The organism is Alphaproteobacteria bacterium (assembly GCA_017308135.1).
Taxonomy (GTDB): domain Bacteria; phylum Pseudomonadota; class Alphaproteobacteria; order CACIAM-22H2; family CACIAM-22H2; genus Tagaea.
The window spans coordinates 59,339-85,684 of the sequence record JAFKFM010000010.1 but is presented as its reverse complement, the minus strand read 5'-3'; the positions used below and the strand labels follow the sequence as shown (position 1 = coordinate 85,684).

General features: G+C 64.1%; 22 protein-coding genes and 2 pseudogenes. 20 read left to right on the top strand and 4 right to left on the bottom strand.

Annotation, left to right across the window (positions count from 1 at the left end):
* Positions 1-3: 3 nt before the first annotated feature.
* The 10 genes from J0H39_17295 to J0H39_17250 are packed head-to-tail and all read left to right on the top strand — an operon-like array spanning position 4 to position 9,272.
* Positions 4-939 carry an aldo/keto reductase gene (locus J0H39_17295; GenBank protein MBN9498509.1) on the top strand — a complete coding sequence of 312 codons (936 nt, stop codon included), beginning with the start codon at positions 4-6 and terminating at the stop codon, positions 937-939.
* Positions 940-944: 5 nt separating this feature from the next.
* Complete coding sequence (locus J0H39_17290) at positions 945-1,769, top strand: sugar phosphate isomerase/epimerase (protein MBN9498508.1); 825 nt, start codon at positions 945-947, stop codon at positions 1,767-1,769.
* Positions 1,766-2,596, top strand: coding sequence for a sugar phosphate isomerase/epimerase (locus tag J0H39_17285; protein MBN9498507.1), 831 nt, complete (start codon positions 1,766-1,768; stop codon positions 2,594-2,596). The genes J0H39_17290 and J0H39_17285 overlap by 4 nt, the downstream gene beginning before the upstream one ends.
* A 24-nt stretch (positions 2,597-2,620) precedes the next feature.
* A complete protein-coding gene (locus J0H39_17280) occupies positions 2,621-3,535 on the top strand; it encodes an ABC transporter permease (protein MBN9498506.1) in 915 nt (304 codons plus the stop codon).
* On the top strand, positions 3,532-4,407 hold the full coding sequence (locus tag J0H39_17275) for an ABC transporter permease (GenBank protein MBN9498505.1): 876 nt from the start codon (positions 3,532-3,534) through the stop codon (positions 4,405-4,407). Before J0H39_17280 ends, J0H39_17275 begins: the two co-directional genes overlap by 4 nt.
* Positions 4,404-5,378, top strand: coding sequence for an ABC transporter ATP-binding protein (locus tag J0H39_17270; protein MBN9498504.1), 975 nt, complete (start codon positions 4,404-4,406; stop codon positions 5,376-5,378). Before J0H39_17275 ends, J0H39_17270 begins: the two co-directional genes overlap by 4 nt.
* Entirely contained in the window at positions 5,375-6,391 is a 1,017-nt protein-coding gene (locus J0H39_17265; protein MBN9498503.1) for an ATP-binding cassette domain-containing protein, read from the top strand. Before J0H39_17270 ends, J0H39_17265 begins: the two co-directional genes overlap by 4 nt.
* Positions 6,392-6,407: 16 nt before the next feature.
* Positions 6,408-7,427: a VOC family protein gene (locus J0H39_17260; GenBank protein MBN9498502.1), complete on the top strand. Its 1,020-nt coding sequence runs from the start codon at positions 6,408-6,410 to the stop codon at positions 7,425-7,427.
* On the top strand, positions 7,427-8,209 hold the full coding sequence (locus J0H39_17255; protein ID MBN9498501.1) for an SDR family oxidoreductase: 783 nt from the start codon (positions 7,427-7,429) through the stop codon (positions 8,207-8,209). The genes J0H39_17260 and J0H39_17255 overlap by 1 nt, the downstream gene beginning before the upstream one ends.
* Positions 8,210-8,240: 31 nt before the next feature.
* Positions 8,241-9,272, top strand: coding sequence for an amidohydrolase (locus J0H39_17250; protein MBN9498500.1), 1,032 nt, complete (start codon positions 8,241-8,243; stop codon positions 9,270-9,272).
* A gap of 128 nt (positions 9,273-9,400) precedes the next feature.
* Here the strand turns inward: J0H39_17250 and J0H39_17245 are convergent.
* Positions 9,401-10,662: pseudogene (locus J0H39_17245) on the bottom strand (tripartite tricarboxylate transporter permease).
* On the opposite strand from J0H39_17245, the pseudogene J0H39_17240 reads away from it, so the two are divergent.
* From J0H39_17240 to J0H39_17195, 10 genes and pseudogenes are all read left to right on the top strand, one after another.
* Positions 10,643-10,825 (top strand): annotated as a pseudogene (locus tag J0H39_17240) (ABC transporter substrate-binding protein). The pseudogenes J0H39_17245 and J0H39_17240 sit on opposite strands and share 20 nt — an antisense overlap.
* Positions 10,826-11,526: 701 nt before the next feature.
* Positions 11,527-13,053: an ABC transporter substrate-binding protein gene (locus tag J0H39_17235; protein ID MBN9498499.1), complete on the top strand. Its 1,527-nt coding sequence runs from the start codon at positions 11,527-11,529 to the stop codon at positions 13,051-13,053.
* 30 nt (positions 13,054-13,083) lie between these two features.
* A complete protein-coding gene (locus J0H39_17230) occupies positions 13,084-14,091 on the top strand; it encodes an ABC transporter permease (GenBank protein ID MBN9498498.1) in 1,008 nt (335 codons plus the stop codon).
* Entirely contained in the window at positions 14,088-14,975 is an 888-nt protein-coding gene (locus J0H39_17225; GenBank protein MBN9498497.1) for an ABC transporter permease, read from the top strand. Before J0H39_17230 ends, J0H39_17225 begins: the two co-directional genes overlap by 4 nt.
* Positions 14,972-15,967: an ABC transporter ATP-binding protein gene (locus tag J0H39_17220; protein MBN9498496.1), complete on the top strand. Its 996-nt coding sequence runs from the start codon at positions 14,972-14,974 to the stop codon at positions 15,965-15,967. The genes J0H39_17225 and J0H39_17220 overlap by 4 nt, the downstream gene beginning before the upstream one ends.
* Complete coding sequence (locus J0H39_17215; protein MBN9498495.1) at positions 15,960-16,961, top strand: ATP-binding cassette domain-containing protein; 1,002 nt, start codon at positions 15,960-15,962, stop codon at positions 16,959-16,961. The genes J0H39_17220 and J0H39_17215 overlap by 8 nt, the downstream gene beginning before the upstream one ends.
* A complete protein-coding gene (locus J0H39_17210; protein MBN9498494.1) occupies positions 16,958-18,043 on the top strand; it encodes a hypothetical protein in 1,086 nt (361 codons plus the stop codon). The genes J0H39_17215 and J0H39_17210 overlap by 4 nt, the downstream gene beginning before the upstream one ends.
* Positions 18,040-19,074 carry a sigma-54-dependent Fis family transcriptional regulator gene (locus J0H39_17205; GenBank protein MBN9498493.1) on the top strand — a complete coding sequence of 345 codons (1,035 nt, stop codon included), beginning with the start codon at positions 18,040-18,042 and terminating at the stop codon, positions 19,072-19,074. The genes J0H39_17210 and J0H39_17205 overlap by 4 nt, the downstream gene beginning before the upstream one ends.
* A 22-nt stretch (positions 19,075-19,096) precedes the next feature.
* Entirely contained in the window at positions 19,097-20,449 is a 1,353-nt protein-coding gene (locus J0H39_17200; GenBank protein MBN9498492.1) for an acyclic terpene utilization AtuA family protein, read from the top strand.
* Between the two features lie 15 nt (positions 20,450-20,464).
* Positions 20,465-20,782, top strand: a complete 318-nt coding sequence (locus J0H39_17195) for a DUF4387 domain-containing protein (protein ID MBN9498491.1) — start codon at positions 20,465-20,467, stop codon at positions 20,780-20,782.
* Between the two features lie 304 nt (positions 20,783-21,086).
* Here the strand turns inward: J0H39_17195 and J0H39_17190 are convergent, their stop codons facing one another.
* From J0H39_17190 to J0H39_17180, 3 genes are all read right to left on the bottom strand, one after another.
* Positions 21,087-21,824 (bottom strand): CBS domain-containing protein, encoded by a 738-nt coding sequence (locus tag J0H39_17190; GenBank protein MBN9498490.1) that lies wholly within the window; start codon positions 21,822-21,824, stop codon positions 21,087-21,089.
* Between the two features lie 133 nt (positions 21,825-21,957).
* Positions 21,958-24,582, bottom strand: coding sequence for an HAD-IC family P-type ATPase (locus J0H39_17185; protein MBN9498489.1), 2,625 nt, complete (start codon positions 24,580-24,582; stop codon positions 21,958-21,960).
* Between the two features lie 34 nt (positions 24,583-24,616).
* Complete coding sequence (locus tag J0H39_17180; protein MBN9498488.1) at positions 24,617-26,326, bottom strand: cation:proton antiporter; 1,710 nt, start codon at positions 26,324-26,326, stop codon at positions 24,617-24,619.
* Between the last annotated feature and the right edge of the window lie 20 nt (positions 26,327-26,346).

Genomic DNA, 26,346 nt, shown 5'->3' with positions numbered 1-26,346 from the left:
GCGATGCGCCCGATCGGGCGTCGCGGACCTTCGGTATCGGCGGTCGGCCTGGGTTGCAGCAATTTCGGCACCCGGGTCGACGGCGCCGACGCCGAACGGCTGGTCCATGGTGCCGTCGATTTGGGCGTCACTTTGTTCGACGTTGCCGACAATTACGGCGCGCGCCGGGCCGAACAGGTGCTCGGCACCGCGTTGGGCGCAAGGCGCAAACATGTCGTCCTGGCGACCAAGTTCGGCTCGCAGATGGACGATGCGGGAAAGCTGAAAGGCGCTTCGCGCGCCTACGTGATGGCGGCGGTCGAGGCGAGTCTCAAACGTCTCAACACCGACTGGATCGATCTCTATCAGCTCCACCATCCCGATCCCGACGTGCCGCTCGACGAGACTTTGCGCGCGCTCGACGATCTCACCCGCCAAGGCAAGATACGTTTCGCGGGATGCTCCAATCTGCCCGCGGCGCAAATCGCCGAAGCGGCCGGTGCCGCGCGCACGGCGGATCTGCCCGGCTTCGTCGCCTGCCAGGACGAGTATTCGCTTCTGGCGCGCGATGCCGAAGCCGATCTGATCCCCGCGATCCGCGCGGCCGATATGGGCTTGCTGCCCTATATGCCGCTCGCCGGCGGTTTGTTGACTGGTCGCTTCGATGCCGGCATGCCGCCGCCGCCCGATACGCGTCTTGCCGTCGCGCAAACGCTGCGCATGAAGTTCAAGTTCATGCGCCCCGCCAGCGAATTCCGCATCGAAGCGTTGCGCGCGCTCGCGCATCAAAGTGGACGGCGCTTGCTGGAATTGGCGATCGGTTGGCTGCTGTCGCGGCCCGTCGTCGCCTGCGTCATCGCGGGTGCGAGCAAGGTCGAGCAAGTCGCGGCGAACGTCGCCGCCGCGCGCATCAAGCTGACGCAGGACGAATTGGACGCGCTGGACAGGTGCACCGCATGACCGCAATGAACAAGATAGCCCTGGCGCCGACGACCCTGCCCGATACCAAGCCGCTCGACTATATCGATGCCGCGATCGCGGGCGGCTACGACGCCGTGGGTTTGCGGCTGGTCAAATCGCCCGGCCTTCCGTTCCATCCCGTCCTCGGCGATGCGCCGCTGATCGCGGAGATGAAGCGCCGTCTTGCCGGATCGGGTCTGCAAGTCGTCGACATGCTGAGCTGCTATCTGCAGCCCGACACGAAGGTCGAGGATTTCGAACCCTATTTGGCGCTTGGCGCCGAACTGGGCGCGAGTCACGTTTTGACGATGGGCGCCGACGCCAATTGGCCGCGCTTGGTCGATAATTTCGCGAAGTTCTGCGACCTCGCCGCGCGCTATCGTTTGGTCGCCACGCTAGAACCGGCCGTCCACCGGCCTTTGGCGAGCATCAAGCAGAGCGTTCAGCTGGCCCGGCAATCGGGACGCGACAATGTCGCGGTCTGCGTCGATCCGTTGAACTTCATCCGCGCGGGCGAAAAGCCGGACGATCTGCGCGCCATCGATCCCAAACTTCTGCCTTACGCGCAGGTCTCCGACGGACTGCTCGGGCCCGGCGAGCCGGACCCCGCCTTGCTGGGCCACATGGGGCCGAATCAGCGCCGCTTGATCGGCGAAGGTGTCATTCCGATGACGGAGATTCTCGATGCGCTGCCCGCCGGCATTCCGCTCAGCATTGAATTGCCGAACCAGACCGATCGCGTCTACGCGCCAGGCGATTGGGCGCGCGTGACCGTCGCAAATGTGCGCGGCTTCCTGTCCGGCTACTACGCGGCGAAGGCGCGCGAATGAACGAGCTCTATCTCGCGCCCACGACATTGATGCACACGCCGCCGCTGGAGTTCCTGATGGCGGCCGAAAAGGCGGGCTATGACGGCGTCGGCTTGCGCCTCTATCGCTCGCCAAATCTGCCCTATTTCCCGGTCGTCGACGACGACGCGCTGATCGACGCGATGAAGGCGATCCTGGCGCGTTCGAAGATGCGCGTGCTCGATCTTCTCAGCTTCTACATGCTGCCCACGACTGACCTCGCCGATATGGGCAAAGCCTTGGCGGTCGGCGCCACGTTCGGTGCGCGTTATGCGATCGTCCAAGGCAACGATCCCGACTGGACGCGCATGCGGCGCAATTTCATGGCGTTCTGCGATCGCGCGGCCGACAATGGCATGGTTGCGGCGCTGGAATTCATGCCCGCGCGCACCCTGTCGACTCTGGAACTGGCGTTGCGGCTGATCGAGGAAAGCGGCCGATCCAACGCGATCATCTGTATCGATCCGTTGCATTTGACCCGCTCAGGCGGGACTCCCGCCGCCCTCGCCAAGGTCGATCGCAAGCTTCTGCCTTACGCCCAATGGACCGACGGAATCGTGGCGCCGGGCGAAGCCGATCCCGCGAAGATCGGCCGCGCGGAAATGGGACCCGGTACGCGCGCTTTACCGGGCGAAGGCAATCTGCCGCTCGCCGCGATACTCGACGCCTTGCCCGCCGGGTTGCCGCTCAGCGTCGAACTCATGCCCCCGCAGGACGCTCCCGTCGTCCCGGAAGTCTGGGCGCAACACGCCTTCGACGTCACGCGCCGGTACATGTCCGCGCGCGCGCGCGAAGCGGCTCCGGGCTGACAGCGGAGAATCGGAAAGTCCGAAATGCTTTATTTCGTTGTTCGACGATTGGGGGAGACGCTGGTGACGCTGCTGCTCGTCACCATGATCGTCTTTTGTCTGGCACGGCTGACCGGCGACCCGACCCCGCTGCTGCTCGCGCCCGAAGCGACCGAGGAGATGCGTCAGGCTTTCCGCGAGTACTATGCGCTCGACCGCAGCGTTTTCGAGCAATACGCGATCTTCATCGCCGATGTCGCGAACGGTCAGTTCGGCGAATCCTTCCGTTTCAAGGAGCCCGCCATCGATATCGCGCTGCAAGCGGTGGGGCCGACGCTCAAACTCACCGCCGTCGCGATGGCGCTGTCGATCGCCGTCGGCTTGCCGCTGGGCCTCGCGGCGGCCGCCAGCCGAAACGAAACGGTGAAGGAGTTCGTCAACGGGTTGGCGAGTCTCGGCCAAGCGATGCCCGCCTTCTGGGTCGGGCTGATGCTGGTGTCGCTGCTGGCGCTGGAATTCGGCTTGCTGCCGACCTCGGGCTACGGCGCGCCGCGGCATTACGTGCTGCCGGCCCTGACCTTGTCGATCCCGACCGGTGCGGCGATCGCCGGATTGACGCTGGCGAACGTGGAGGAAGCTTTGAAAAGCGACTTCATCCGCATGGAGCGCGTGTTGGGGCTTTCGGCACCGCGTATCGTGCTCAAACACGCTTTGCGCAACGCGTCGCTGCCGATCGTCACCTATTTGGGCCTGCAGTTCGGGCTGATCTTGAGCGGCGCCATCGTCACCGAACGCATTTTCGCGTGGCCCGGTATCGGCCAGCGCGTGGTCGAAGCGATTCTGAATCGCGACTATCCGGTCGTGCAGGCCATCGTCGTCCTGACCGCATTCCTGTTCATGATGATCAATCTGCTCGTCGATCTCGTCTATCTCATCCTCGATCCGAGGCTGCGCAAATGAGCGCGAGTACCCCGACCGGATTCTTCGGCTGGACGGCCAAAGCCCGGCGCGCGGGCGGCGTTCCGCCGATCGCCCTCGCGATTTGCGCGTTCATGATTGCCGCCGCGACGGTCGGCGAATATTTCGCGCCCTACGCGAAGGATGCCGTGTCGCTGGCCGACAGTCTTTTGCCGCCCGCGTGGCAGAATGGCGGCAGTCTCGGCCATCTGTTCGGCACCGATCAATTGGGGCGCGACACGCTGAGCCGCTTGATCGCGGGCGCGCGCGTGTCCCTATTCACCGCCGCCGCCGCGACGCTGATCGGCGGCGCGATCGGCGTCATGGTCGGGCTGATCGCGGGCTACGTCGGCGGGATCGTCGAATCGATCGCGATGCGTTTGGTCGACGCCTTCCTGGCCGTGCCTTTCGTGCTGATGGCGCTGGCCGTCGTGGCCGCACTGGGTTCGGGCTTCGCGAATATCGTCCTGGTCATCATCATCACCAACTGGCCACGCTACGCCCGGCTGGTGCGCAGCGAAGTGATCGGCATCAAGCAAAGCGACTACGTCACCCTGGCGCGCATCGCGGGCGTGTCGCCGCCGATCATCATGTTGCGCCACGTACTGCCCAACGCGCTCAATTCCGTCGCCGTACTCGCGATCCTCGATGTCGGCCGCGCGATCATCCTCGAATCGTCGCTGTCGTTCCTGGGTGTCGGCATCCAGCCGCCCGACGTCTCGTGGGGTTTGATGCTCGCCGACGGCCGCACTTTCCTAGGCTTCGCCTGGTGGCTCACGACCCTGCCCGGTCTCGCCATCGTGGTGACGGTTCTCGCCTTCAACACGCTGGGCCGTTGGGCCAAGCGCCGTCTCGATCCGCGCGGACAATTATGACGACGAGCGATCTTCTCGAACTGCGCGACCTTTGCGTTTCCTACGGCACGCCGGAACGGCCGCTGCCGGCGGTGGCGCATGTCGACCTCGCCATCCGCCCCGGCGAGATCATCGGGATCGCCGGTGAGTCAGGCAGCGGGAAAAGCACGCTGTGCTCGGCGATGATCCGCGCCTTGCCCGACGAAGCGCGGGTCGCGGGCGACATCGTGTTCGCCGGTCGCTCGTTGAACGCGATGGGTGCGGCCGAGCTGCGCCGCCTGCGCGGCCGCGAAATCTCGATGATTCTGCAAAATCCGATGACCTCGCTCGATCCGCTGTTCACGATCGGCGATCAGCTCGGCGAGGTGCTGACCACCCGTGCGGGCGTATCGGCGGCGGAGCGCGGCCGGCGCGTGGTCGATGTTCTGCGTGCTGTTCACCTGACGGCCCCCGAACGGCGCGTCCATCAATACCCGCACGAGCTCAGCGGCGGCATGCGCCAGCGCGTGCTGATCGGTATGGCGAGCGCCGCCGCGCCGAAACTGCTGCTGGCCGACGAGCCCACGACCGCGCTCGACGCGACGATCCAAGAGGAGATCCTGGTCCTGTTCAACGAGATCCGCGACCGCCACGGCACGGCGATCGTGGTCGTCACGCACGATCTGGGCGTCATCCGCCGCCTCTGCGACCGGATCGTCATCATGTATCTGGGGCGCATCGTCGAAGAAGGGCCGGTCGAAACCATCTTCGAATCGCCGCGACATCCCTATACGCGAGCGCTTCTGGAATCGATTCCACGCATCGATGGCAAGCGCGGCGCCTTGCGTACGATTCCGGGACAGGTGCCGAGCCTCGCCGACGCCGGCGAGAACTGCGCCTTCGCGCCGCGCTGCGCCCGCGTCCAGGCGCGTTGCCGGACCGAGATCCCGCGCGAAACGCGGATCGCCGGCGACCACCGCGCGTTTTGCTGGGATCTGGTGCCACGGCCATGAGCGGCGAGACGACAATCGCCATGCCGCTCGTGCGCGTGCGCGGCCTGACCAAACAGTTCCAGGCGCGCGGCCTCGGCTTGTTCGGCGCCACGCGGCCGGTCGTCGCCGTCGACGACGTATCGTTCGATATTCCCGCCGGCACGACATTCGGGCTGGTCGGGGAATCCGGGAGCGGCAAGACGACCGTCGCCAATATGATGTTGAAGCTGGAGAAGCCCAGCGGCGGCACCATCGAAATCGCCGGCCGCGATATCGCGGCGCACGATGCGCGCGAACGCGCCGCCAATCGCCGCATGGTTCAAGCGGTCTTGCAGGACCCCTACGGCGCGCTGAGCCCGCGCTTGCGCGTGCGCGACATCGTGGGCGAGCCGATGCGCGCCCAAGGCGAGACGCAAGCCGCGATCGATGCCGCCGTGCCGCGTCTGCTCGAATCCGTCGGCCTCGCCCGCGAAGCGGGCGCGCGTTACCCGCACCAATTCAGCGGCGGGCAGCGCCAACGCGTCGCCATCGCACGCGCCATTTCGGTCAATCCGCGCCTGCTGGTGCTGGACGAGCCCGTTTCGGCGCTCGACGTGTCGATCCGCGCGCAGATCCTCAATCTTCTGGTCGAGATGCAGGCGCGGCTCGGCCTCACCTATCTGTTCATCGGTCACGATCTGGCGATCGTGAATCACATCAGCACATCCGTCGGCGTCATGTATTTCGGCCGCATGGTCGAAATCGGCTCCGCCGATTCCGTGCTCGGCCGTCCTTTGCATCCCTATACGCGACGCCTCGTGACGGTCGCGTCGATGCGCGAACCTTTCGGCAGCCAGCGCCTGGGCAGCGGCGAATTACCCGATCCGCATAATCCGCCGAGCGGCTGCCATTTCCGCACGCGGTGCCGGTTCGCCGATGCGCGATGCGCCGCCGAACGCCCGGGGCTGCGCTTGGCGGGCGACGGCCATCAAGTCGCCTGCCACCATTTCGAAGCGATCGAAGCGGCGCAACCGCGCGCCGCGCGAACGGCCTGAGCGGGGGGAACCACATATGCGCGTTACGGCACTTTCCTATCTCGGTCTTCGCGCGAAGAACCTCGACGACTGGGCCGATTACGGAACGCGTATGGTCGGCCTACAGGCCGGCGACCGCGCCGGGGGCGTGTTGTCGTTCCGCGCGGACGAGCGCCGCCAACGCCTGTTCGTCGAAGCGGACGGCGGCGACGGAATCTCCGTCTACGGCTGGGAGGTCGCCGACGCCGCATCGCTCGACGCCTTGGCCGCGCGCGCCGAAGCGTCGGGCATCGCGGTCGCACGCGGCGATCGCGCCCTCGCCGCAAGGCGCGACGTCGCCGATATGATCGTATTGAAGGATCCGCTGGGCAACCGGCTGGAGATCGGCTACGGCGCGCGTCTGGCGGATCTGGCTTTCGCGCCGGGGCGCGCGCAATCGGGCTTCCGGACCGGCGCCCTTGGTCTTGGCCATGTCGTGATGACGACGACCGATCCCGCCGGCATGGCCGCCTTCTATCGCGACGTGCTCGGCTTCGGGGTAAGCGATTTCTACAACAAACCCTTTCCCGCCTATTTCCTGCACGTCAACGCGCGCCATCACAGCCTCGCTTTCGTCAACGGCGCGAACGGCGTGCATCACTTGATGCTGGAGCATTTCGGTTTCGACGATGTGGGCCAAGGCTACGATCTCGCCTTGCTCGACCCGGATCGTCTGGCGGTCACGCTGGGCCGCCATTGCGGCGACTACATGACCTCGTACTACACGCGCACGCCATCGGGCTTTCTGATCGAACATGGCTGGGGCGGCCGGCTGATCGATCCCGCGACATGGACGGCGAGCGAACGCCACGAAGGTCCCAGCCTATGGGGCCACGAGCGATCCTGGCTGCCGCAAGACAAGCGCGAAGCGGCGCGCGATCTGCGCTTGCGCTTGGCGGCGGAGGGTTTGCGCCGCCCCGTCCAGGTCATGCGCGGCAACTACACGCTAATGCCGGGCGACTGCCCCGAAGGAACCGTGCGCGGCACGGCGGCGAACGTCACGATGGGAGAAAATTGATGGATCTCGGACTCAAAGGCCGGCGCGCGATCGTCTGCGCGTCGTCGCGCGGTCTCGGCAAAGCCTGCGCGACGGCATTGGCGGCGGAGGGCTGCGCCGTCGTCGTCAACGGCCTCGACCCCGACCGTTTGGAAGGAACCGCCGCCGAAATCCGCGCCCTGAGCGGCGGCGCGGTCGTCGCCGTGCGCGCCGATATCCGGACAGACGAGGGGCGCGCGGCACTGGTCGCGGCGTGCCCGGAACCCGACATTTTGATCAACAACAATGCCGGACCGCCGCCGGGCAAGTTCCAGGATTGGGGCCGCGCCGAATGGATGGGCGCACTCGAAGCCAATATGCTGGCACCGATCTTCATGATCCGCGCGGTACTGCCGGGCATGCGGGCGCGAAAGTTCGGGCGCATCGTCAACATCACGTCGGCGATGGTGAAATCGCCGCGCTTTCCCGACATGGGCCTGTCGACCGCGGCGCGTACGGCGTTGACCGGATTGTGCAAGGCCGTATCGCGCGAAGCGATCGTCGACAACGTGACGATCAACAACATGCTGCCCGAGCGTATCGATACCGATCGGCAGCGTTTCATGGCCGAGCGCATCATGAAGGCCGAGGGCATCACGATGGAAGAAGCGCGCCAGCGCATCGCCGACAGTCTGCCCGCGCGCCGCTTCGGCCGGACCGAGGAATTCGGCGCCACCTGCGCGTTCCTTTGCAGCACCTATACCGGCTTCATGACCGGCCAGAATTTCCAACTCGACGGCGGATCCTACGAAGGGGTCTTCTGAACGGCTTCACCGGGCAACAAGGATGCACGACATGATTATCGATTGCCACGGCCACTACACGACCGCGCCCACGGCGTTGCAGGTTTTCCGCGATCTGCAGATCGCCTATGCCGCCGATCCCAAAAACAACCGGCCGCCGGCGGTTCCCGATATTCCCGACGCGGCGATCCGGCCCGGAATCGAAGGCGCGCAGTTGAAGCAGCAGCGCGAACGCGGCACCGACGTAACGCTATTCTCGCCGCGGGCGCTCGGCATGGGCCACCATATCGGCGATTTCGAAGTATCGAGCGTCTGGGCGCGGTTCTGCAACGACCTGATCCATCGCGTCTGCACGCTTTATCCCGGCAGTTTCGTCGGCGTCGCGCAATTGCCGCAAGTCTCCGGCGTATCGCCCAAGACGCTGATCCCCGAGCTCGAGCGGTGCGTGAAAGAGCTTGGCTTCGTCGGGCTCAATCTCAATCCCGACCCTTCCGGCGGTTATTGGAAGGAGCTGCCGCTGACCGATCGCTGGTGGTATCCGCTCTACGAGAAGATGGTCGAACTCGACGTGCCCGCGATGGTGCATGTCAGCGCGTCGTGCAATCCGTGTTTCCATACGACCGGCGTGCACTACATCAACGGCAACACAACCGCGTTCATGCAGTTTTTAACGGGCGATCTGTTCAAGGATTTTCCGACCTTGAAATTCGTCATCCCGCATGGCGGTGGGGCCGCCCCCTATCATTGGGGACGCTATCGCGGCCTAGCGCAGAATCTGAATCGCCCGCCGCTGTCAGAACACCTGCTGAAGAACGTGTTCTTCGATACCTGCGTCTACCATCTGCCGGGTATCGAATTGCTGACCAAGGTGATCCCGATCGACAATATTCTGTTCGCGTCGGAGATGGTGGGCGCGGTCAAAGGCATCGATCCCGAAACCGGCCATAATTTCGACGACACCAAGCGCTATCTCGACCAGATCACGACGTTGAGTAAGGACGATCAGGACAAGATCTTCTTCAAGAACGCGCTGCGCGTCTATCCGCGGCTAGGTCCGCAACTCGCCGCGATGCGCGGGAAATAGGCGGCCACGAGCGAATCTATGCGAACTTTCCTACCCGACAAAGAGGCCCGATTGAAAACCGGGGCTCTATTTCATCGGAACCGTTGATCAGCAATGTTGGAACGAGCCTTAACGCGACCCCCTTCCTTTCACACGTTCTCCTGAAACGCGGTCGCGCGCGTGCGGCGGAAAGCGGCAGCAGCACCAAAACCAGGAGCACCGCCGCGACCGCCAACAGCTTGGCGCTGATGGGGCGGCTGACGAAAACGGTCGGATCGCCGCGTGAGATCACCATGGCGCGGCGCAGGCTTTCCTCCATCAGCGGCCCGAGCACGAAAGCGAGCAACAGCGGCGCAGGTTCGAACTTCAGCTTCTGAAACAGATAGCCGAACACTCCGAACACCAGCAACAACACCACGTCGAAGACCGCGCGATTCACCGTGTAGACGCCGATGCAGCAGAACACCAGGATCGCGGGATAGAGATAGTGGTATGGAATACGCAACAGTGTCACCCAGATGCGGATCAGCGGCAGATTGATGATGACCAGCATCACGTTGCCGATCAGCATCGATGCGACCACGCCCCATAACAGTTCGGGGTTCTTGGCCATGATCTGCGGACCGGGCTGGATGCCCTGGATCATCATCGCACCCGCCATGAGCGCGATGACGGCATTCGAGGGAATGCCCAGCGTCAGCAACGGAATGAACGAGGTCTGCGCACCGGCGTTGTTCGCCGCTTCGGGTGCGGCCACACCTTCGACGGCGCCTTCGCCGAACTGCTCGGGCGTGCGCGACAGGCGTTTTTCAACCGCGTAGGCGGCGAAGAAGCTAAGCATTGTGCCGCCGCCCGGCAATAAGCCCAAGGCAGAGCCCAGCGCGGTGCCGCGCAAGGTCGCGGGCCAGCAGCGGCGGAAATCCTCGCGCGTCAGCCACAATCCGGAAATTCTGCTGGAGAACACGCTGCGCTGTTCCGGCTTCTCGAGATTGCAGATGATTTCGCCAACCGCGAAAATACCCATCGCCAACGGAACGAAATTGATGCCGTCGATCAGCTCCGTGAGACCGAACGTCCTGCGTGGCACGCCGGAATTGAGATCGGTGCCGACGGCCGAAAGCAGCAGGCCGAGCACGATCATCGCCAGCGACTTGGGGATCGAGCCTTGGGCCAACACGATCGCGGCGATGAGGCCCAATACCATCAGCGAGAAATATTCCGCCGGTCCGAACAGCAAAGCGAGTTGGGCAAGCGGCGGGGCGAACAAGGCAATGAACAGCGTGGCGACAACTCCCGCAAACAGCGAAGCAAGAGCCGCGATCGCCAAGGCAGCCCCCGCCCTGCCCTGGCGCGCGAGCTTGTAGCCGTCGAGGCAGGTCACCACGGACGAGCTTTCGACGCCCTCGGTGATCGCGGTAAACTATAAGGGCGACGAAGTTTTCAAAAGCTTCGTGTCGGCTTGGGCCGAATACAATCGCCGCATCGGCAACAACCAGACCTGGATCCTGGACAGCCTGAAGCCCTTCGGCATCGAACTGACCGACATGCCGCCCGGCTTCGGTTTCGGCGGCTGAAGACGGCGCATAAAACTCGGAACCGGCGGGCGACACTAGCGCCCGCCGGATTCTGTCCTCCGAGACCTTCGCGAAGTTTACGCCTAGCTCAGCATTCCTTTTTTTCGTCGCCTGGGAAACTTCTCCGGCGCATTGCTTGACTGCCGGCGCAGCTTCGCAATTTGATGCTTGCCGCGCGAAACCGAGATCTCTGTTCGGATATTCTCTTCCGACGAGTCCATCTTGAACTTCGGCGGAACGCACGGCCATGCCGTTCGGCGGCGTTCACCTCACGGGTCTCATCCTCGTTCCTTTCAAAGGCTACGATGAGCCCAAAACCTGCCATCTCGCAAAATACTCAGACTGTCCTATTGGCGCTGACAGAAGGCACTATTGCCGATCGTTCTGCCCCAACGCGGCTCTGGCAACTGCGCGCTGTGGGATAGCAACATCGAGGTCCGATAAGCTGGGCGACGGCTCTCATCTATTGCGCTAATCTCACGCAAATCCGCGTGAATATCACGCAAAAGAAGAAGAATGTTGCGATCAAGATTGATCAATTATTTGGAATTCAACGTTTATTCCCCAACACAGCGATGGCACAGCGCTTGCGATTGTCGAGGCCGAGACACAGGGTCGGCAACACATTCGTCAAACAGGGAGGCACAAAGATGGCTGTCGCACATCACAAGACAAAGCATGCCACTGCGCTGAAGCCGATGATGATGCTCCTCGGCGGCATTGGTATCGCAACGATCGCGGCCGCTGGCGGAGCCCATGCCGGCGGAGAAATTCGCGTCGGTTTCAGCCAGGACGCGCAGACGCTGGATCCGGCCAATCATCGCAACAGGGAAACGGAGACCATCATTCGCAATATGTGCGACGGTCTGCTGACCCGCGACGCGGCGATGAAGGTCGTTCCAGAAATTGCCGAGTCCTACCGGCAGATCGACGAAAAGACTTGGGAGTTCAAAATCCGCGAGGGTGTGAAATCCCACTCCGGCGCGCCCTTCACGGCATCGGACGTGAAGTTCAACCTGGATCGGCTCACCAAGCCGAACGCCATGGGCGGCCAGACCAGCCCGCGCCAAAGCCTGCTTGGGCCATTGTCGGATACCGAAATCGTCGATGCGCGGACCCTGCGCCTGAAGCTGTCGGCGCCGTGGGCGATCCTGCCGGCCATGCTGCCGTTCCAGGAGATGGTCTCCGAGGCACACGCGAAGAAGGTCGGCGATGCCGCGCTGGCGACGAGCGTCGACTGCCCCGGCCCGTACAAGCTGGTGGAATGGCGCCGCGGTGATTCCATCATCATGGCGCGCGATCCGAACTACTATGGCGGTTCGTCGGCGATTCCGCCCGTCGGCCCCGCGAAGCCGGATCGCGTCATCTTCAAAATCATCCCGGAGAACGCGTCGCGCGTCGCGGCGCTGCTGGCCGGCGAAGTCGACATCATCAACGAGTTGCCGGCTTCGTCGATCCGGCAGGTCGAGGCGAGCGACCGTGCAAAAGTCATGGCCGTGAACGGCACCCGCACGTTCTTTGTGGCGCTGAACATGGCGCGCAAGCCGTTCGACGACCCGCGCGTTCGCAAGGCGCTCAATCACGCGGTCGACCGCAAGCTCATCATCGACCGGATTCTCGAGGGCAAGGCGACCGCGCTCAACGGCGTCATGAGCCCCGACGCGTTCGCTTTCAACAGCGCGTTGCCCGAGTACAAATACGATCCCGAACAGGCGAAGAAGCTGCTTGCCGAAGCGGGCTATCCGAACGGCATCGAGTTCACCATCGACACGACCGGCGCGTTCAAATCGACGGCCGAAGCGATCGCAGCACTTATGGGCCGCTCGAATATCAGGGCCAAAGTTCAGGTGTGGGAAGGCGCCGTAATCTCGCCGATGTGGGCTACCGCCGACAAACGCGCGGAGCGTGACGCCTATCTGACCTCGTGGGGCAACGGGGCGCTCGACCCCTCGGACATCATGGTCCCGACGCTGCGCACCAAAGGGCGCGGAAACTATGCCGGCTTCTCGAACGCGAGGGTGGATACGTTGCTCGACGCGGCCGAAACGGAAGCCGACCCCGCCAAGCGGGCGGATATGTACAAGGAGGCGCAAGTGATCGTGAACGCGCAGGCGCCGTGGATTTTCCTGTGGCTGCCGCAGGATCTCTACGGCGTTTCGAAGCGCCTGAAGGGCTGGTCGCCTTCGGCCGATTCGCGCATCAACCTGCATGACGCGAGCGTCGACTAACGCGGCGCTTCGAAAGGCGGGTTCACTTCGATGCGAATGGCGCGACTGGTCGAGCGACTGATCGGCCTCGTTCCGGTTCTGCTCGGTGTGAGCGTGATCGTCTTCCTGATGATCACGCTCACGCCCGGCGACCCGGTGCAGATCATGCTTGGTGACTCGCGCTCCTCGCCCGAACAGGAAGCCGCGCTGCGCCACGACATGGGACTGGACCGTCCACTCCACGAGCGGTTCGTGCTGTTCATCGGAAATGCGGCACGCGGCGAGTTCGGACTGTCGTTCTTTCATCGCCGGCCGGTGATTGAGGTGATCGGAGAAAGGCTTCCGGCGACGATCGAGTTGACCCTCGCGGCCCTCGTCTTGTCGCTCGTCATCGCGATCCCGCTCGGTGTTCTTGCGGCGGTCCGGAAGAACTCCTGGCTCGACCGGCTGGCGACCGTGTCCTCGCTCTTCGGTGTCTCGATGCCGGGATTCTGGTTCGGAATTCTGCTGATCCTTCTATTCTCGGTGAAGCTGGGATGGTTCCCCGTGGCGGGCCGCATCGGTTACGCGAGCGAGGTACCCGCGATAACCGGGATGCTTCTGCCCGACGCGCTGTTAGCGGGGCGATTCGATAGCTTTTGGCAGGCGCTACGACATATCGCGCTTCCCGCCGTGACGCTCGCGCTGCCGATGGCCGCCGTGCTCATGCGCGTGACCCGCTCCTCGATGATCGAGGTGCTCCGGTCGGATTACGTCTTGTTCGCCGAGGCGAAGGGACTGAGCCGCGCGCGGGTCATCGGCCGGCACGCTCTGAAAAACGCGTTGATCCCGACAGTGACGGTCGCGGCGCTTGAGACCGGATCGCTACTCGGCGGCAACATGATCGTCGAAACGGTTTTCGGGTGGCCCGGCTTGGGGCGGCTCGTCGTCGAGGCCATCTTCAGCCGCAACTATCCGCTCGTTCAGGCCGCCGTGCTGCTCTATGCGGTGACCTATGTGATGCTGAACTTCCTCGCGGATCTGCTCTACACCAAGCTCAACCCGAGGGTCCGGTTGTGAGCGCTGGCGCCGTCCTCGCCCGCGACGCGGAATCTCCGCTGCAACTCGGAGTCGCCCGCTTCCGCGAGAATCATCTTGCGCTGTGGGCCGCCGGCATCACGCTGCTGTTCGTGTTCGCCGCGGCGTTCGCGCCGTGGATCGCGCCGCATGATCCCGGTGAAGCCGATTTGTTTCGTCGTCTCCAGCCGCCGGCGTGGCTGGGGGGAGAATGGGCATTTCCCCTGGGGTGCGACGCGCTGGGGCGGGATATCCTATCGCGGTTGATCTACGGTGCACGCGTATCGATTCTCGTCGGCGCGATCGTGGTACTGATCGCGACGATAACCGGAATTGTCGCCGGTTTGGCCGCCGGCTACCTGCGCGGCTGGGTCGATACCCTTATTTCGGGCGTCGTCAATATCCTGCTGGGCTTCCCCTATCTCATCTTCGCCATCGGCCTGATGGCGATGATGGGCCCGGGCTTGCAGAACATCGTGCTGGCGCTCGTCTACAAGGAATGGGTCGTTCCATGCCGCATCGTTCGCGGCGAGACGCTGGCGGCACGCGAGATCGAATATGTCGAAGCCGCGAAGTCGCTCGGCGCGTCGCGCGCGCACATCATGCTGCGTGAGATCCTGCCCAACATCGTGTCGCCCGTCGTCGTCGTCGCCACGGTGCGCGTCGCTCACGTGATCATTCTGGAAGCCAGTCTTTCCTTTTTGGGACTTGGCGTGCAGCCGCCGACGGCCTCCTGGGGATCGATGGTGGCAGACGGGCGCGAGTTTCTGATCGACGCGTGGTGGGTATCGACATTTCCCGGCATCGCGATCCTGCTGCTGGTCATGGCGATCAATGTGGTCAGCCAAGCGCTGCGCGACTCCTTCGATCCAAGGATCCAGGAATGAACGGGACGCCCGACCGGAGCCCGCTGCTCGTCGTCGAGGGTCTGCGGACGACCTTCCCGACCCGCGCCGGTCTCGTCGAAGCAGTCGACGACGTGTCGCTGACGGTCCACGCCGGCGAATGCCTCGGTGTTGTCGGCGAATCGGGATCGGGGAAGAGCGTCACCTTTCTCAGCGTGCTTGGTCTCGTCCGGCCGCCGGGCCGCGTCGTGGCGCGAATGCTCCGGTTCGACGGCGTCGACCTTCTGTCGCTCGACGAAGGACAGCGACGTGCGATCCGCGGACGAGACATCGCGATCACGATGCAGGATGCGCTGACCGCGCTGAATCCCGGCTTTACCGTCGCCACGCAGATCACAGAGGTGATGCTCGCCCACGGGCGCGCACGCTCGACGGATGAGGCGCGCAGCAAGGCGATCGACATGCTGCGGCTTGTCGGCATTCCGGCCGCCGCGGCGCGGCTCGACGATTACCCCCACCAGTTCTCTGGGGGTATGCGCCAACGCATCATGATCGCCACGGCGCTCGCCTGCCGTCCGCGCCTATTGATCGCCGACGAGCCGACAACCGCGCTCGACGTGACGATCCAGGCCCAGGTGCTGGATCTGATCCGGGATCTTCGCGCCGAACTGGGAATGAGCGTCATCCTCATCACCCACGATCTCGGCGTGGTCGCCGAGCAGGCCGACCGCGTGATGGTGATGTATGCCGGACAGGTCGTGGAACAAGGACGGACGGCGGCGGTGATCGACCGGCCGATGCATCCGTACACCCGAGGATTACTGCGGTCGATGCCCAGCCTCGACACGCTGGACCAACCCATCCGTCCAATTCCGGGGCAGGTTCCGGCAGCGACGAGCCTGCCGGCACATTGCCGATTCCTCGATCGCTGCGACATGGCGCTGGAAACCTGTCGCGTTCCCGTCGCTCTCGCGCGGCCGAACGACGACCGCCAGTCGCGGTGCCTGCGGGCATTGGAGATCGGCAATGTCTGAGGTCGCGAATGCCCCACTGTTGACCGCGGCGTCGGTGACGAAAGCCTTCCCGCTCGCCACCCCCTTGCTGGAGCGGATCGCACGCCGTCCGCCGGTATTGGTTCGTGCCTTGAGCGGAGTCAGCTTCTCCATCGCACGCGGCGAGACTCTGGGTTTGATCGGGGAGTCCGGTTGCGGCAAGTCGACGCTCGGGCGCACCGTACTCAACCTGCATAGGGCCGACGCGGGAGAAGTGACGTTTGACGGCGTTTCGATCTCGCGGATGCCGGACGAGGTATTCCGGCCGTATCGGCGCCGCATGCAGATCATTTTCCAGGACCCCTACGCTTCGCTCAACCCGCGTCGCTCGGTCGGCGAGATTGTGGGCTTGCCCATCCGGCTGCACGAGGGCGCGAAGTCGCGCGAGGCGGAACAACGAGCAGCGTCATTTCTGCCGAAGGTCGGGCTCTCGCCCGACCATCTGCGCCGTTATCCGCACCAATTCTCCGGCGGTCAGCGGCAGCGCATCGGGATCGCCCGCGCGTTGATCCTCAAGCCTGAATTCGTCGTGTGCGACGAGCCGGTATCGGCGCTCGACGTGTCGGTCCAGGCGCAGATTCTCGAGCTTCTCCTCGGATTCCGGCAGGAGTTCGGCCTCACCTATCTGTTCATCAGTCACGACCTCGCGGTTGTGGGACGCCTCGCCGACAGGATCGCGGTGATGTATCTCGGCGAGATCGTCGAAATCGGTCCGCGCGACGCCATCCTCGGATCGCCCGCACACCCCTACACGCGGGCATTGATCGCCGCCGCACCCCGTCTGAAGAGGGGCGATACCACCGAGCGGCTGCGGCTGACGGGCGACCTTCCCTCACCGCTTTCCCCGCCGTCCGGCTGCCGATTCCATACGCGGTGTCCGAACGCGATGCCGATCTGCGCGACGCAGGCGCCGTCGATCACGAACATGGGGCCCGGACATAACGTCGCCTGCCATCTGCACGGACAGACACCATGACGAAACCTCTGCATCCACGCGTCTTGACCGGCGATGCCTATACGCGGGGGCTTGCCCAGTCGCGCTTGCACGGTGTCGATGCAGCGGCCGTGGCTTCGACCGTGGCGCAACGCCATTCCGCCGCCCGCTCGGTGCTCGAGACCGTATCGGCGCGACGCTACCTCGCGCAACAACGGGCGTTCGCCGAAGAGCACGCCGCGCCAGAGCTTGCGGAGATGCGGGGCATTTGCGAAGGCTTCCGCATCGACGAAGACCAGGTGTTCGCGCTGTTTCACCTGTCAAACCTTTCGGGGATCCACGAGACCGACGGGTGTTCGGCGTGGGCGCGGCCGTCCCCCGCCGGCGGCGCGGTGCTGGCCAAGAACCGGGACCTCTCCGGTCCGCACCGCGACGGGCAGGAAACGTTCCTCCATGTCGATCCAAAGTCTGCCGGAGGCCCCTTCTTCTGCGTGGGAACACTGGGAGCGCCGGGCGCTTATTCATCCGGGATGAATGCGGCCGGACTTGCGCTGGCCGACACGTCGATCCAAGCGCCAACGCACGGCATCGGCTGGCTTCGCTATTTCCTCATGACGCGGCTTTTGAATTCCTGCAGTAACGTGGAGGAAGTCTGCGCAACGATCGCAGCCTTACGCCATGCTGGCGGCGGCAGTCTGATCCTAGCCGATGCAAGCGGCGACGTGGCGGTGGTCGAACTGCTCCATGACGGCGCGCGAATCTCGCGGCATGCGCCCGCCTTCCGCAGCAATCATTTCTGGTGCGAGAATCCGGACACCGTTCGCTCCCGTCTTTCGCCCGCCGCGCTCAGATCGACTCTTGGACGGCGCGAAACGCTGGGCGCGATGCTCGGCGCCGGGGGCGCCCCGGATGAGCCCGAAACGATCATGCGCGCGATGGCCGATCATGGCGACGAGCGGCGTGAGGGACTTTGCCGTCACGGCGGGGAAGACGGATCCCATACCGTATCGACCGTCGTTTACCGGACGATCGACCTAGCAATTCTGTTCTCCCGAGGCGCGCCCTGCCAATCGCCAAGAGAAGTCGCGGATCTTCGTACGTTGACGCGCGAGGCACGCGTATGAAGCCGAGTATTCCTGCGCTCCGACAGATCCTCGGCCGGCATCCAGCCATCGAAGATGCGCGGCGTCTCATCGGGAAGGCGGCTCGGAGCCCTGCCCGGACCATTCTGATCTATGGCGAAACGGGGACGGGCAAAGGCCTGGTCGCCCGGGCGATTCACGAAGAGTCGAATCGGGCGGGTGCGCCCTTCGTCGACATCAATTGCGCCGCGATGCCTGCGGAACTAGTTGAGTCCGAGCTGTTCGGCTTCGAGCGCGGCGCCTTCACAGGTGCGACGACGAAGAAGATCGGGCTCGTCGAGGCGGCCGATGGCGGCACGCTGTTCCTCGACGAAATTCGCGAGTTGAGTCCGGTCCTGCAGGCGAAACTCCTTACCTTGATGGATACGCAGCGATTCCGCCGGATCGGGTCGGTCGCGCCCATCACGGTCGATGTGCGCTTCATAGCCGCCACGAACCGGATCTTGTTCGCCGAAGTGCGCGAAGGGCGGTTCCGCGAGGATCTCTACTACCGGCTGCAGGTGATCGCGATCAACCTGCCGCCGCTGCGCGAGCGTGGGGCCGACATCGTCTATCTGGCCCGGCACTTCCTTGCGGAACTATGTGTCCGTTACGAGCGCTCACCCATGGCGATCTCGGCTGAGGTGGAGGCGCTTTTCACCGCCTATCGGTGGCCCGGCAATGTGCGCGAACTCGAGAACCTTCTCGAGCGGATCGTGGCCCTCGAAGAGGCCGATCGGATCGAACTGAGCCACATTCCAGCCCGCGTTCTGCGTGACGTCAGGACGCCGCGGACGGGGCTTTCGACGCCGGAGGCCGAAGGCATCGCGATGCCCGGTTTGCGCGCCGACGCACCCGTCAATTTCCACGCCGCCAGCCAGCAATTTCAGCGCGAACTTGTCCGGCAGGCGCTGGAGAACGCGGGCGGCAATGTCGCGCGGGCGGCGGCTTCGCTGCGCCTGACCCGCCACGCTCTACGCCACCAAATGAAGCGGCTCGGCCTCACCGATGCCGGGAACATCGATAAAGCTTGAGGAGGCAGTCGTGTCACGCTCGATGAAGGTCATATGCCCGAATGGACATCTCGGTTTCGCACCCTCGAAGACCGCGAGCTTCGCGATCGGCGTGGAAGCGGATCCGGATATCATCGCCGCCGACTCGGGCAGCGACGATGTGGGGCCGGGACCGCTCGGTTCGGACACCTCGACCAGCCCGCTCGCCTGGCAGACCCACGATCTCGAATTGATGTTGCTCGCCGCGCGGCGCAAGGGCGTCCCGATGATCATCGGATCGGCGGGCGACACGGGCACGAACAGCCGCGTGGATATGTATGTCCGGATCATCCGGGAGCTGGCGCGCAAGCACCAACTCGCGCCTTTCAAACTCGGATACTTCTATTCCGAGGTGGATAAGGAGTGGCTGCGCGGAAAAATGCGCTCGGACGATCCGGTCACCGGCCTGGATGCGCGCGAGAATCTGACGGAAGCGGAACTCGACGCGACGGAGCGCGTGGTGGCGATGGCCGGGGTCCATCCGTTCATCAAACTGCTCGACATGGGCGCCGATGTGATCATCGGCGGACGCTCGAGCGATTGCGCGATCTTCGCGGCGCCTGCGATCCGGGCCGGATATCCGGAGGCGCTATCCTACTATCTCGGCAAAGTGCTGGAATGCGCCTCGTTCTGCGCCGAACCCTATGGCGGCAAGGAAACGGTTCTGGGCGAGATCACCGACGACGCGGTACGCGTCACCGCGATGCATCCGGAGCAGCGCTGCACGGTGGCATCGGTCGCCGGGCACGCGATGTACGAGCGATCCAACCCGTTCTACGAGTATGTCGCGGGCGGCCGTTTGGACATGAGTGCTTGCCACTACGAACAGGTTGGCCCCAAGACGACGCGCGTAACCGGGCCACAGTTCGAGCCGGCGGCGCGCGTGCGCGTCAAGCTCGAGGGCGCGGGGAAGATCGGCGAACGATATGTGGGGATCGTCGGAATTCGCGACCCTTACACGATCGCCAATGTCGACAAAGTCATCGAATGGGCCCGCCAGCAAGCGCGCGAACGCTTCGGCAATGCGAACCATGAGCTGCACTACACGGTATATGGGCGTGACGGCGTGATGGGCACGATGGATCCGGACCGCGACAAGCCCGCCCACGAGCTCGCCGTCATGGTCCAGGGTATCGCGCCGACGGCCGAGATGGCCGAGGAAGTCTGCATGACGGGCACGCGCCAGATGTTCTATGCCCGGCTGCCCGATGTGAAGGGAACCGCCGGTTCCGTGGCCTTCGCGCTCGACGAGGTGTTGCGGGCCAGCGCCGCTTATCGCTGGACTCTCAACCACACGGTTGCCGTCGACGATCCGCTGGAGCTTTTTCCCTGTCACATCGCGACGGTCGGCCCCTGAAAGCGGAGATCAACAATGTCGTCCACGACCCTTTCCAGCCTCGCCAAGACGATCCGCTCCAAGAACGCGGGGACGGACAAGATCACGTTCGATATCATTTTCACCGATCGCGATAACTATCGGCGCGTCCTCCAATCGAACGTGCTGACCCGGCCAAGCGTCGCGGCACTGTTTGGGATCGACGAAGCCCGGATCACCGACTTCGTCGCGTTCGATCCGGCATTCGCGATTAAGTTCACAATGTTGCGGGAAAGACCGTCGGGGTCTCCAGGGGACGGCGATATCTTCGGCGCGCAACAATACGCCCCATTGCTGTCTTTGGTGGTTCCTTGACCCGCATATTGGGAAAGGTGCTTCGGCGCCCATGGCTCGCCCTTTCAGGCAAGCGGCCAGCGCAAGACTTGTGATGCAGAATGCCGAAGCCCGCCGCTGGTTTCCCAGGGCGGGCTTCTTCGTCTCTCACGTGATGGTCGGAGCGGCGGGATTCGAACCCACGACCCCCAGTCCCCCAGACCGTGTAAAATCATTAAATATCAACAATGTTTTCCACGATATCGAAGCATTTTGAGGCCTATTGTGGAAAATACGCCTAATCTGGAATCCACAAAGCGAGATATTCGGCCCATCTAAGCTCCCGTCAGATCGGGATACGCAAGCTGTGCTTCAGCGCGATCGCGCTTCGGGCGACCTGCAACGCGTCGAGATCGACGTGCCGAACGCCGGGAACTTCCTCGCAAAGGGCCCGCACCGCATCGTGTTGCGCGCGCGAAGCGACCACCCCCCATACGCGCGCGACCCCGGAATCCACCGAGATGTTAACCAAGGCGCTGTCGCTCCAGCTTTCCTTGCGCAGGCGCTTGCGGATCTCGGCAGAACATTCGGCATCGCCGAGTGCCACGCCGCCTTCCGCCGCCAGCGCGGCCTTGGCGAAGGCGCTCAGCACGTCCGCTCGGCTGACGACGCCGACCACGCGGCCGCTTTCCCCGACGACGGGCACGCGCTTGATGCGATGCTTGTCGAGCAACGCGACGATCGCCGGCAGCTTCGTGTCCGGCGTGATGGTCACGACCTGGCGGCTCATCGCATCCGCGACCTTACGCCCATGCGCGCGCGCATAGTCGCGCGCGAGATCGCGATCGGGGGTCAGAAGATTGAGCCACCAGGAGCCCTTCTTTCGCGTGTCGAGTTCGATCCGGTGCACGAGGTCGCCCTCGCTCAGCACCCCGATCGGCCGGCGCTTCGAATCGAGCACCAGCAGCGCGCTGACTTTGCGTTTCAACATGAGCTTGGCGGCCAATCGCACCGACATGTCCGGCGCGATCGATGCAACGCGCGTCGTCATGATGTCCTTGGCGGTCGTTTTGTCGATCGTCATTCTATCCTCCCCGAATCGTTCGTTCTAAATTTGGCGACTGCGCTAGCGACAGCAAGTCCAACATGAGCGATGAATTGTCGCGGAAACCACACCACCACGCCGGAAAACCAGCCCGTCTGCCACTTCCGGCCAATCATGGAATCCTGCCGACGAACCGCGCGCCGAGCCCAAGCCGGATCTGCTTCTCGATCTCCACCGCCACGAAGAACGCGGCGCCGATCGCGACGATCAGAATGCCGTCTCCCGCGGGGACCGCCCGCGTGCCGAACACGGCCTGCAACGGCGCCAGATAGGTCACCGCGAACTGCGCCGCCGTGATCGCGACGACGACCGTCCAAACGACCTTCGTTCCCTTCGCCGCCGCCCAGGTCAGCGACGCGCCGTGAATGTTGCGGATGAAGAAGAGATGGTAGATTTCGAGGACGACCAGTGTGTTCATCGCCATCGTCTGCGCGAGTTCGATCGGATAACCGCGATCGATCGCGTATCTGAACACGCCGAACACCGCCGCCAGAAACAGGCCCGCGACCAGAACGACATGCCAGACCAGCTCACCGCTTAGAATCGGCGCATCCCGCGCGCGCGGCGGACGCGCCATCGTGCCGGGTTCCGTTGGCTCGAACGCCAGCGCTAGTCCGAGAGTGACCGCCGTGATCAAGTTGATCCACAGGATCTGCACCGCCGTCACGGGCAGGGCCAAGCCAAGCAACAAGGCGAGCACAATAACCATGGCTTCGCCGGCGTTGGTCGGCAGCGTCCAGCTGATCACCTTTTTGAGATTGTCCCACACCGTGCGGCCTTCGCGCACCGCCGCCGCGATGGACGCGAAGTTGTCGTCGGCGAGCACTAGATCGGCGGCTTCCTTGGCGGCTTCCGATCCTTTGAGCCCCATCGCGATTCCCGCGTCGGCCCGTTTCAGCGCCGGAGCGTCGTTCACGCCGTCGCCCGTCATCGCCACCGACAGGCCGCGCGCCTGCAACGCCGTCACCAGGCGCAGTTTATGTTCGGGACTGGTGCGCGCGAAAACGTCCGCGCTCGCAACCTCGAGCGCCAATTGCGCATCGTCGAGCTTGTCCAAATCGGCGCCCGTTAACACGCGGGACGGGTTTTCCAAACCGATCTGCGCGGCGATCGCCGCCGCCGTACCGGCATGATCGCCGGTGATCATCTTGACACGGATGCCGGCGGCACGGCATTCGGCGACCGCAGCGATCGCCTCGGGGCGCGGCGGGTCTATCAATCCGACGAGCCCGATGAACGTCGAGCCGCCTTCCAGCGCGAGGTGATCGATATTCGCGCCCGCCTCGGCACGCTCGGCGAAAGCGAGGACCCGCAATCCACGACGCGCCATCGCGTCGGCCCGATCTTGCCATCGCCCAGCGTCGATACCAGCACACATTCCAAGGACCCGCTCGGGAGCGCCCTTCACACAGGTTACACGCTCGCCGGCGGTCTCCGTCAGAACGGCCATGAACCGGTGACGGCTATCGAACGGAACGGCGTCCAATCGGCGTCCGTCGCGGACGACACCCGCTTTCGCCGCGAAAGCCAGCAGCGCACCTTCCATTGGATCGCCTTCGACGGTCCAGTGCGCGCCGTCGCTATGAAGCTCGGCGTCGTTGCAAAGCGCCGCGGCGCGCGCCAGCCGCGTCAGATCGCCGGCCGGAGCGATCGTTCCCGACGGCGCGTATCCCTCGCCCGTTACGGCGAATGAACCATCCGCCGTCTCGGCGGCGGCGACGGTCATCTCGTTGCGGGTCAGCGTCCCGGTCTTGTCGGTGCAGATGACCGAGACCGAGCCGATCGCCTCGATGGCGGGAAGCCGTCTCACGATGGCATGCCGGCGCGCCATCGCCTGCACGCCGATCGCCAGCGTGATGGTCATCACGGCCGGGAGCCCCTCCGGGATTGCCGCGACCGAGAGGCCAACGACAGCCATGAACAACTCGGAGAAGTCGTGATGCCCGACGAAGTACCCATAGACCAGCAGCAGAGCAGCCGCGAGAAGGATCAAAAACGACAGCCATCGCGCGAAGTGGTCCATCTGCGCGACGAGCGGCGTGGTCAATTGTTCGACGCCTTCCAACAAACCGCCGATACGGCCGATTTCCGTGTCGCGCCCGGTCGCCACCGCCAAGCCGCGCGCCGTACCGCTCGTGATCAGTGTGCCCGACCAAAGCATCGATCGCCGATCGCCGAGCGCTGCATCCGGCCGTGCGACGTCCACAGACTTTTCGACGGGCACGGACTCGCCCGTCAGAACCGCCTCTTGCGCCGCCAAGCCGCGCGCCTCGACGATGCGAAGATCCGCCGGTACCTTGTCGCCGGCATCGAGAATGACGATGTCGCCCGGCACGAGTTCGGCACCGTCGATCGTCATGCGCCGCCCATCGCGCAGCACGGCCGCATGGGGCGCCAACATGTCCCGGATCGCGGCCATCGCCGCTTCGGCCTTACCCTCTTGGATGAATCCGATCATCGCATTGGCCAAGACCACCGCAAGGATGACGCCGGTATCGATCCAGTGCTGCATAGCAGCCGTCACCGCCGCCGCCGCCAGCAGCACGTAGATCAGAACGTTGTGAAACTGGATCAGAAAGCGCAGAAGAGGCCCGCGCGAAGATGCCGGCGGCAGCCGGTTGGGGCCATGTTCGGCCAACCGCCTTGCCGCTTCATCCGCCGTCAGACCGCCGGGGCCGGATGCGAACGCCGCGAAGCAGGTTTCGACGTCGCGCGCATGGGGATCGGTGAGTTTCATATCAGCGCGCCTCCACTCTGGGAATTCTTCATCGTTACCCGGCCTTGCCGCCTTCGGCGGCGATCGGCGAAACATCGATACGTTCGACGGGTTCTGCGCCGCACAGCAACTCGACCGCGCGATCGGCGGCGTCTTGGAAAGGCTCCAGCACCAGATCGACCCCCGCTTCCTGCAACAGGCGGCGATCGTAGTCTCCATGCGACGCCGCCGCGATCCGACCGCGATACCCCGCCGACCGCGTCAACTGAATCAATGTGCGCCGCGCGTCTTCATGGCTGAGGCCAGCCGGGTGGATCGGCACGGTGGACAAGATCCATTGGGCCCGGCCGAACGGAATCTCGGAGACGAATTCGGGGTCCGAGGCATCGCCGAATTCGGCGTCCAACCCGAGCTCGCGCCAACGCTTTACTGCTTGCGGATTGAAGTCGATCCCGAGCACGCGAATTCCGCGTTGCCGAAGCCGTGTCCCGATTGCCGTACCGAAGCGTCCGAGCCCGAAAACGACTACCGTGAATTCGCCCGACATGCGGCGCCCAGCGAACGACTCTTCGCGATGCGCGCCGCCGCGCTCGAACACGCCGAGCGCAGGTTCGAACAGCGCGTAGAGTCGATGGGAGTGAACGATCATATAGGTCGATGCCGCGATCGTAACGAGCCCCACCATCGTAACCAGCCCCAGAGCGTCCGGGCCCACATGCCCGAGCGATACTCCCATCGCCGTGAATATCAGCGAAAATTCGCTGATCTGCGCGACCGTCAGACCGGCCAAAAAGCCCGTCCGCTTCGCGTAACCCATAGCCCCGAGTATCGCGAGGACGATCAGTGGATTGCCGACCAGTACGAAAGCCGAAAACACCGCTGCGGCGGTTGCGTGCGCGCCAAGTGTCGACAAATCGAGCTTCGCGCCCAACGCGACGAAAAAGAACAACAGAAGGAAGTCGCGCAGCGGCGCCAACCGCGCGGAGATTGTTTCGCGGTACGGCGTCGAGGCCAAAGCGATTCCCGCCAACAGCCCCCCGATTTCCTTGCCGAGCATTGCCGCTTCGCCCGCCGCCGCAAAAATCGCCGCGATAGCTATTGCGCTGATCGTCAACAACTCGGGCGAACGCGCCAGCCACATTGTCAGCGGCGTCGCGAAGAACTTTACGAACAGGAAGACAGCGGCGGCGAGGCCCGTCCCCGCCGCCAAGATGGCGAACCAAGATCCCGGCTCCGCAACATCTTCGGCGTTGGCGCCGATCCCGATCGCTGACAACGCGACCATCGCCGCTACTACGCACAGATCCTGAACAATCAAGAAGCCCAGCGCGATTTGCCCGTGAAGGGAATCGATCTCGCGCTTGTCGGAGAGGAGTTTGACGACGATGATCGTTGACGAGAATGTCAGCGCGACCGCGACATACAAGCTCGTCACATGATCAAGGCCGAGGCCAAGACCGATGAGATAGCCGAAGAAAGACGTGAAAGCGACTTGGCCGAGCCCCGTGACGACGGCGACGTAACCTAAAGAGCGGATCAGCGCCACATCGAGCTTGATGCCCACCAAAAACAACAGGACGGCGATGCCAAGCTCGGACATCAACTCGATATAGCCCGTTGCGGCGACGATATTCAATGCCGACGGTCCGGCAAGCAGCCCGGCTGCGATGAATCCGACGATCAACGGCTGGCGCAAAATGCTGCCGGCCAAACCGACCGCAGCCGCCACCGCCAGCAACAATGCAACTTCTGCGAAATTTATCATCCGTGAAAACCCGAGACATA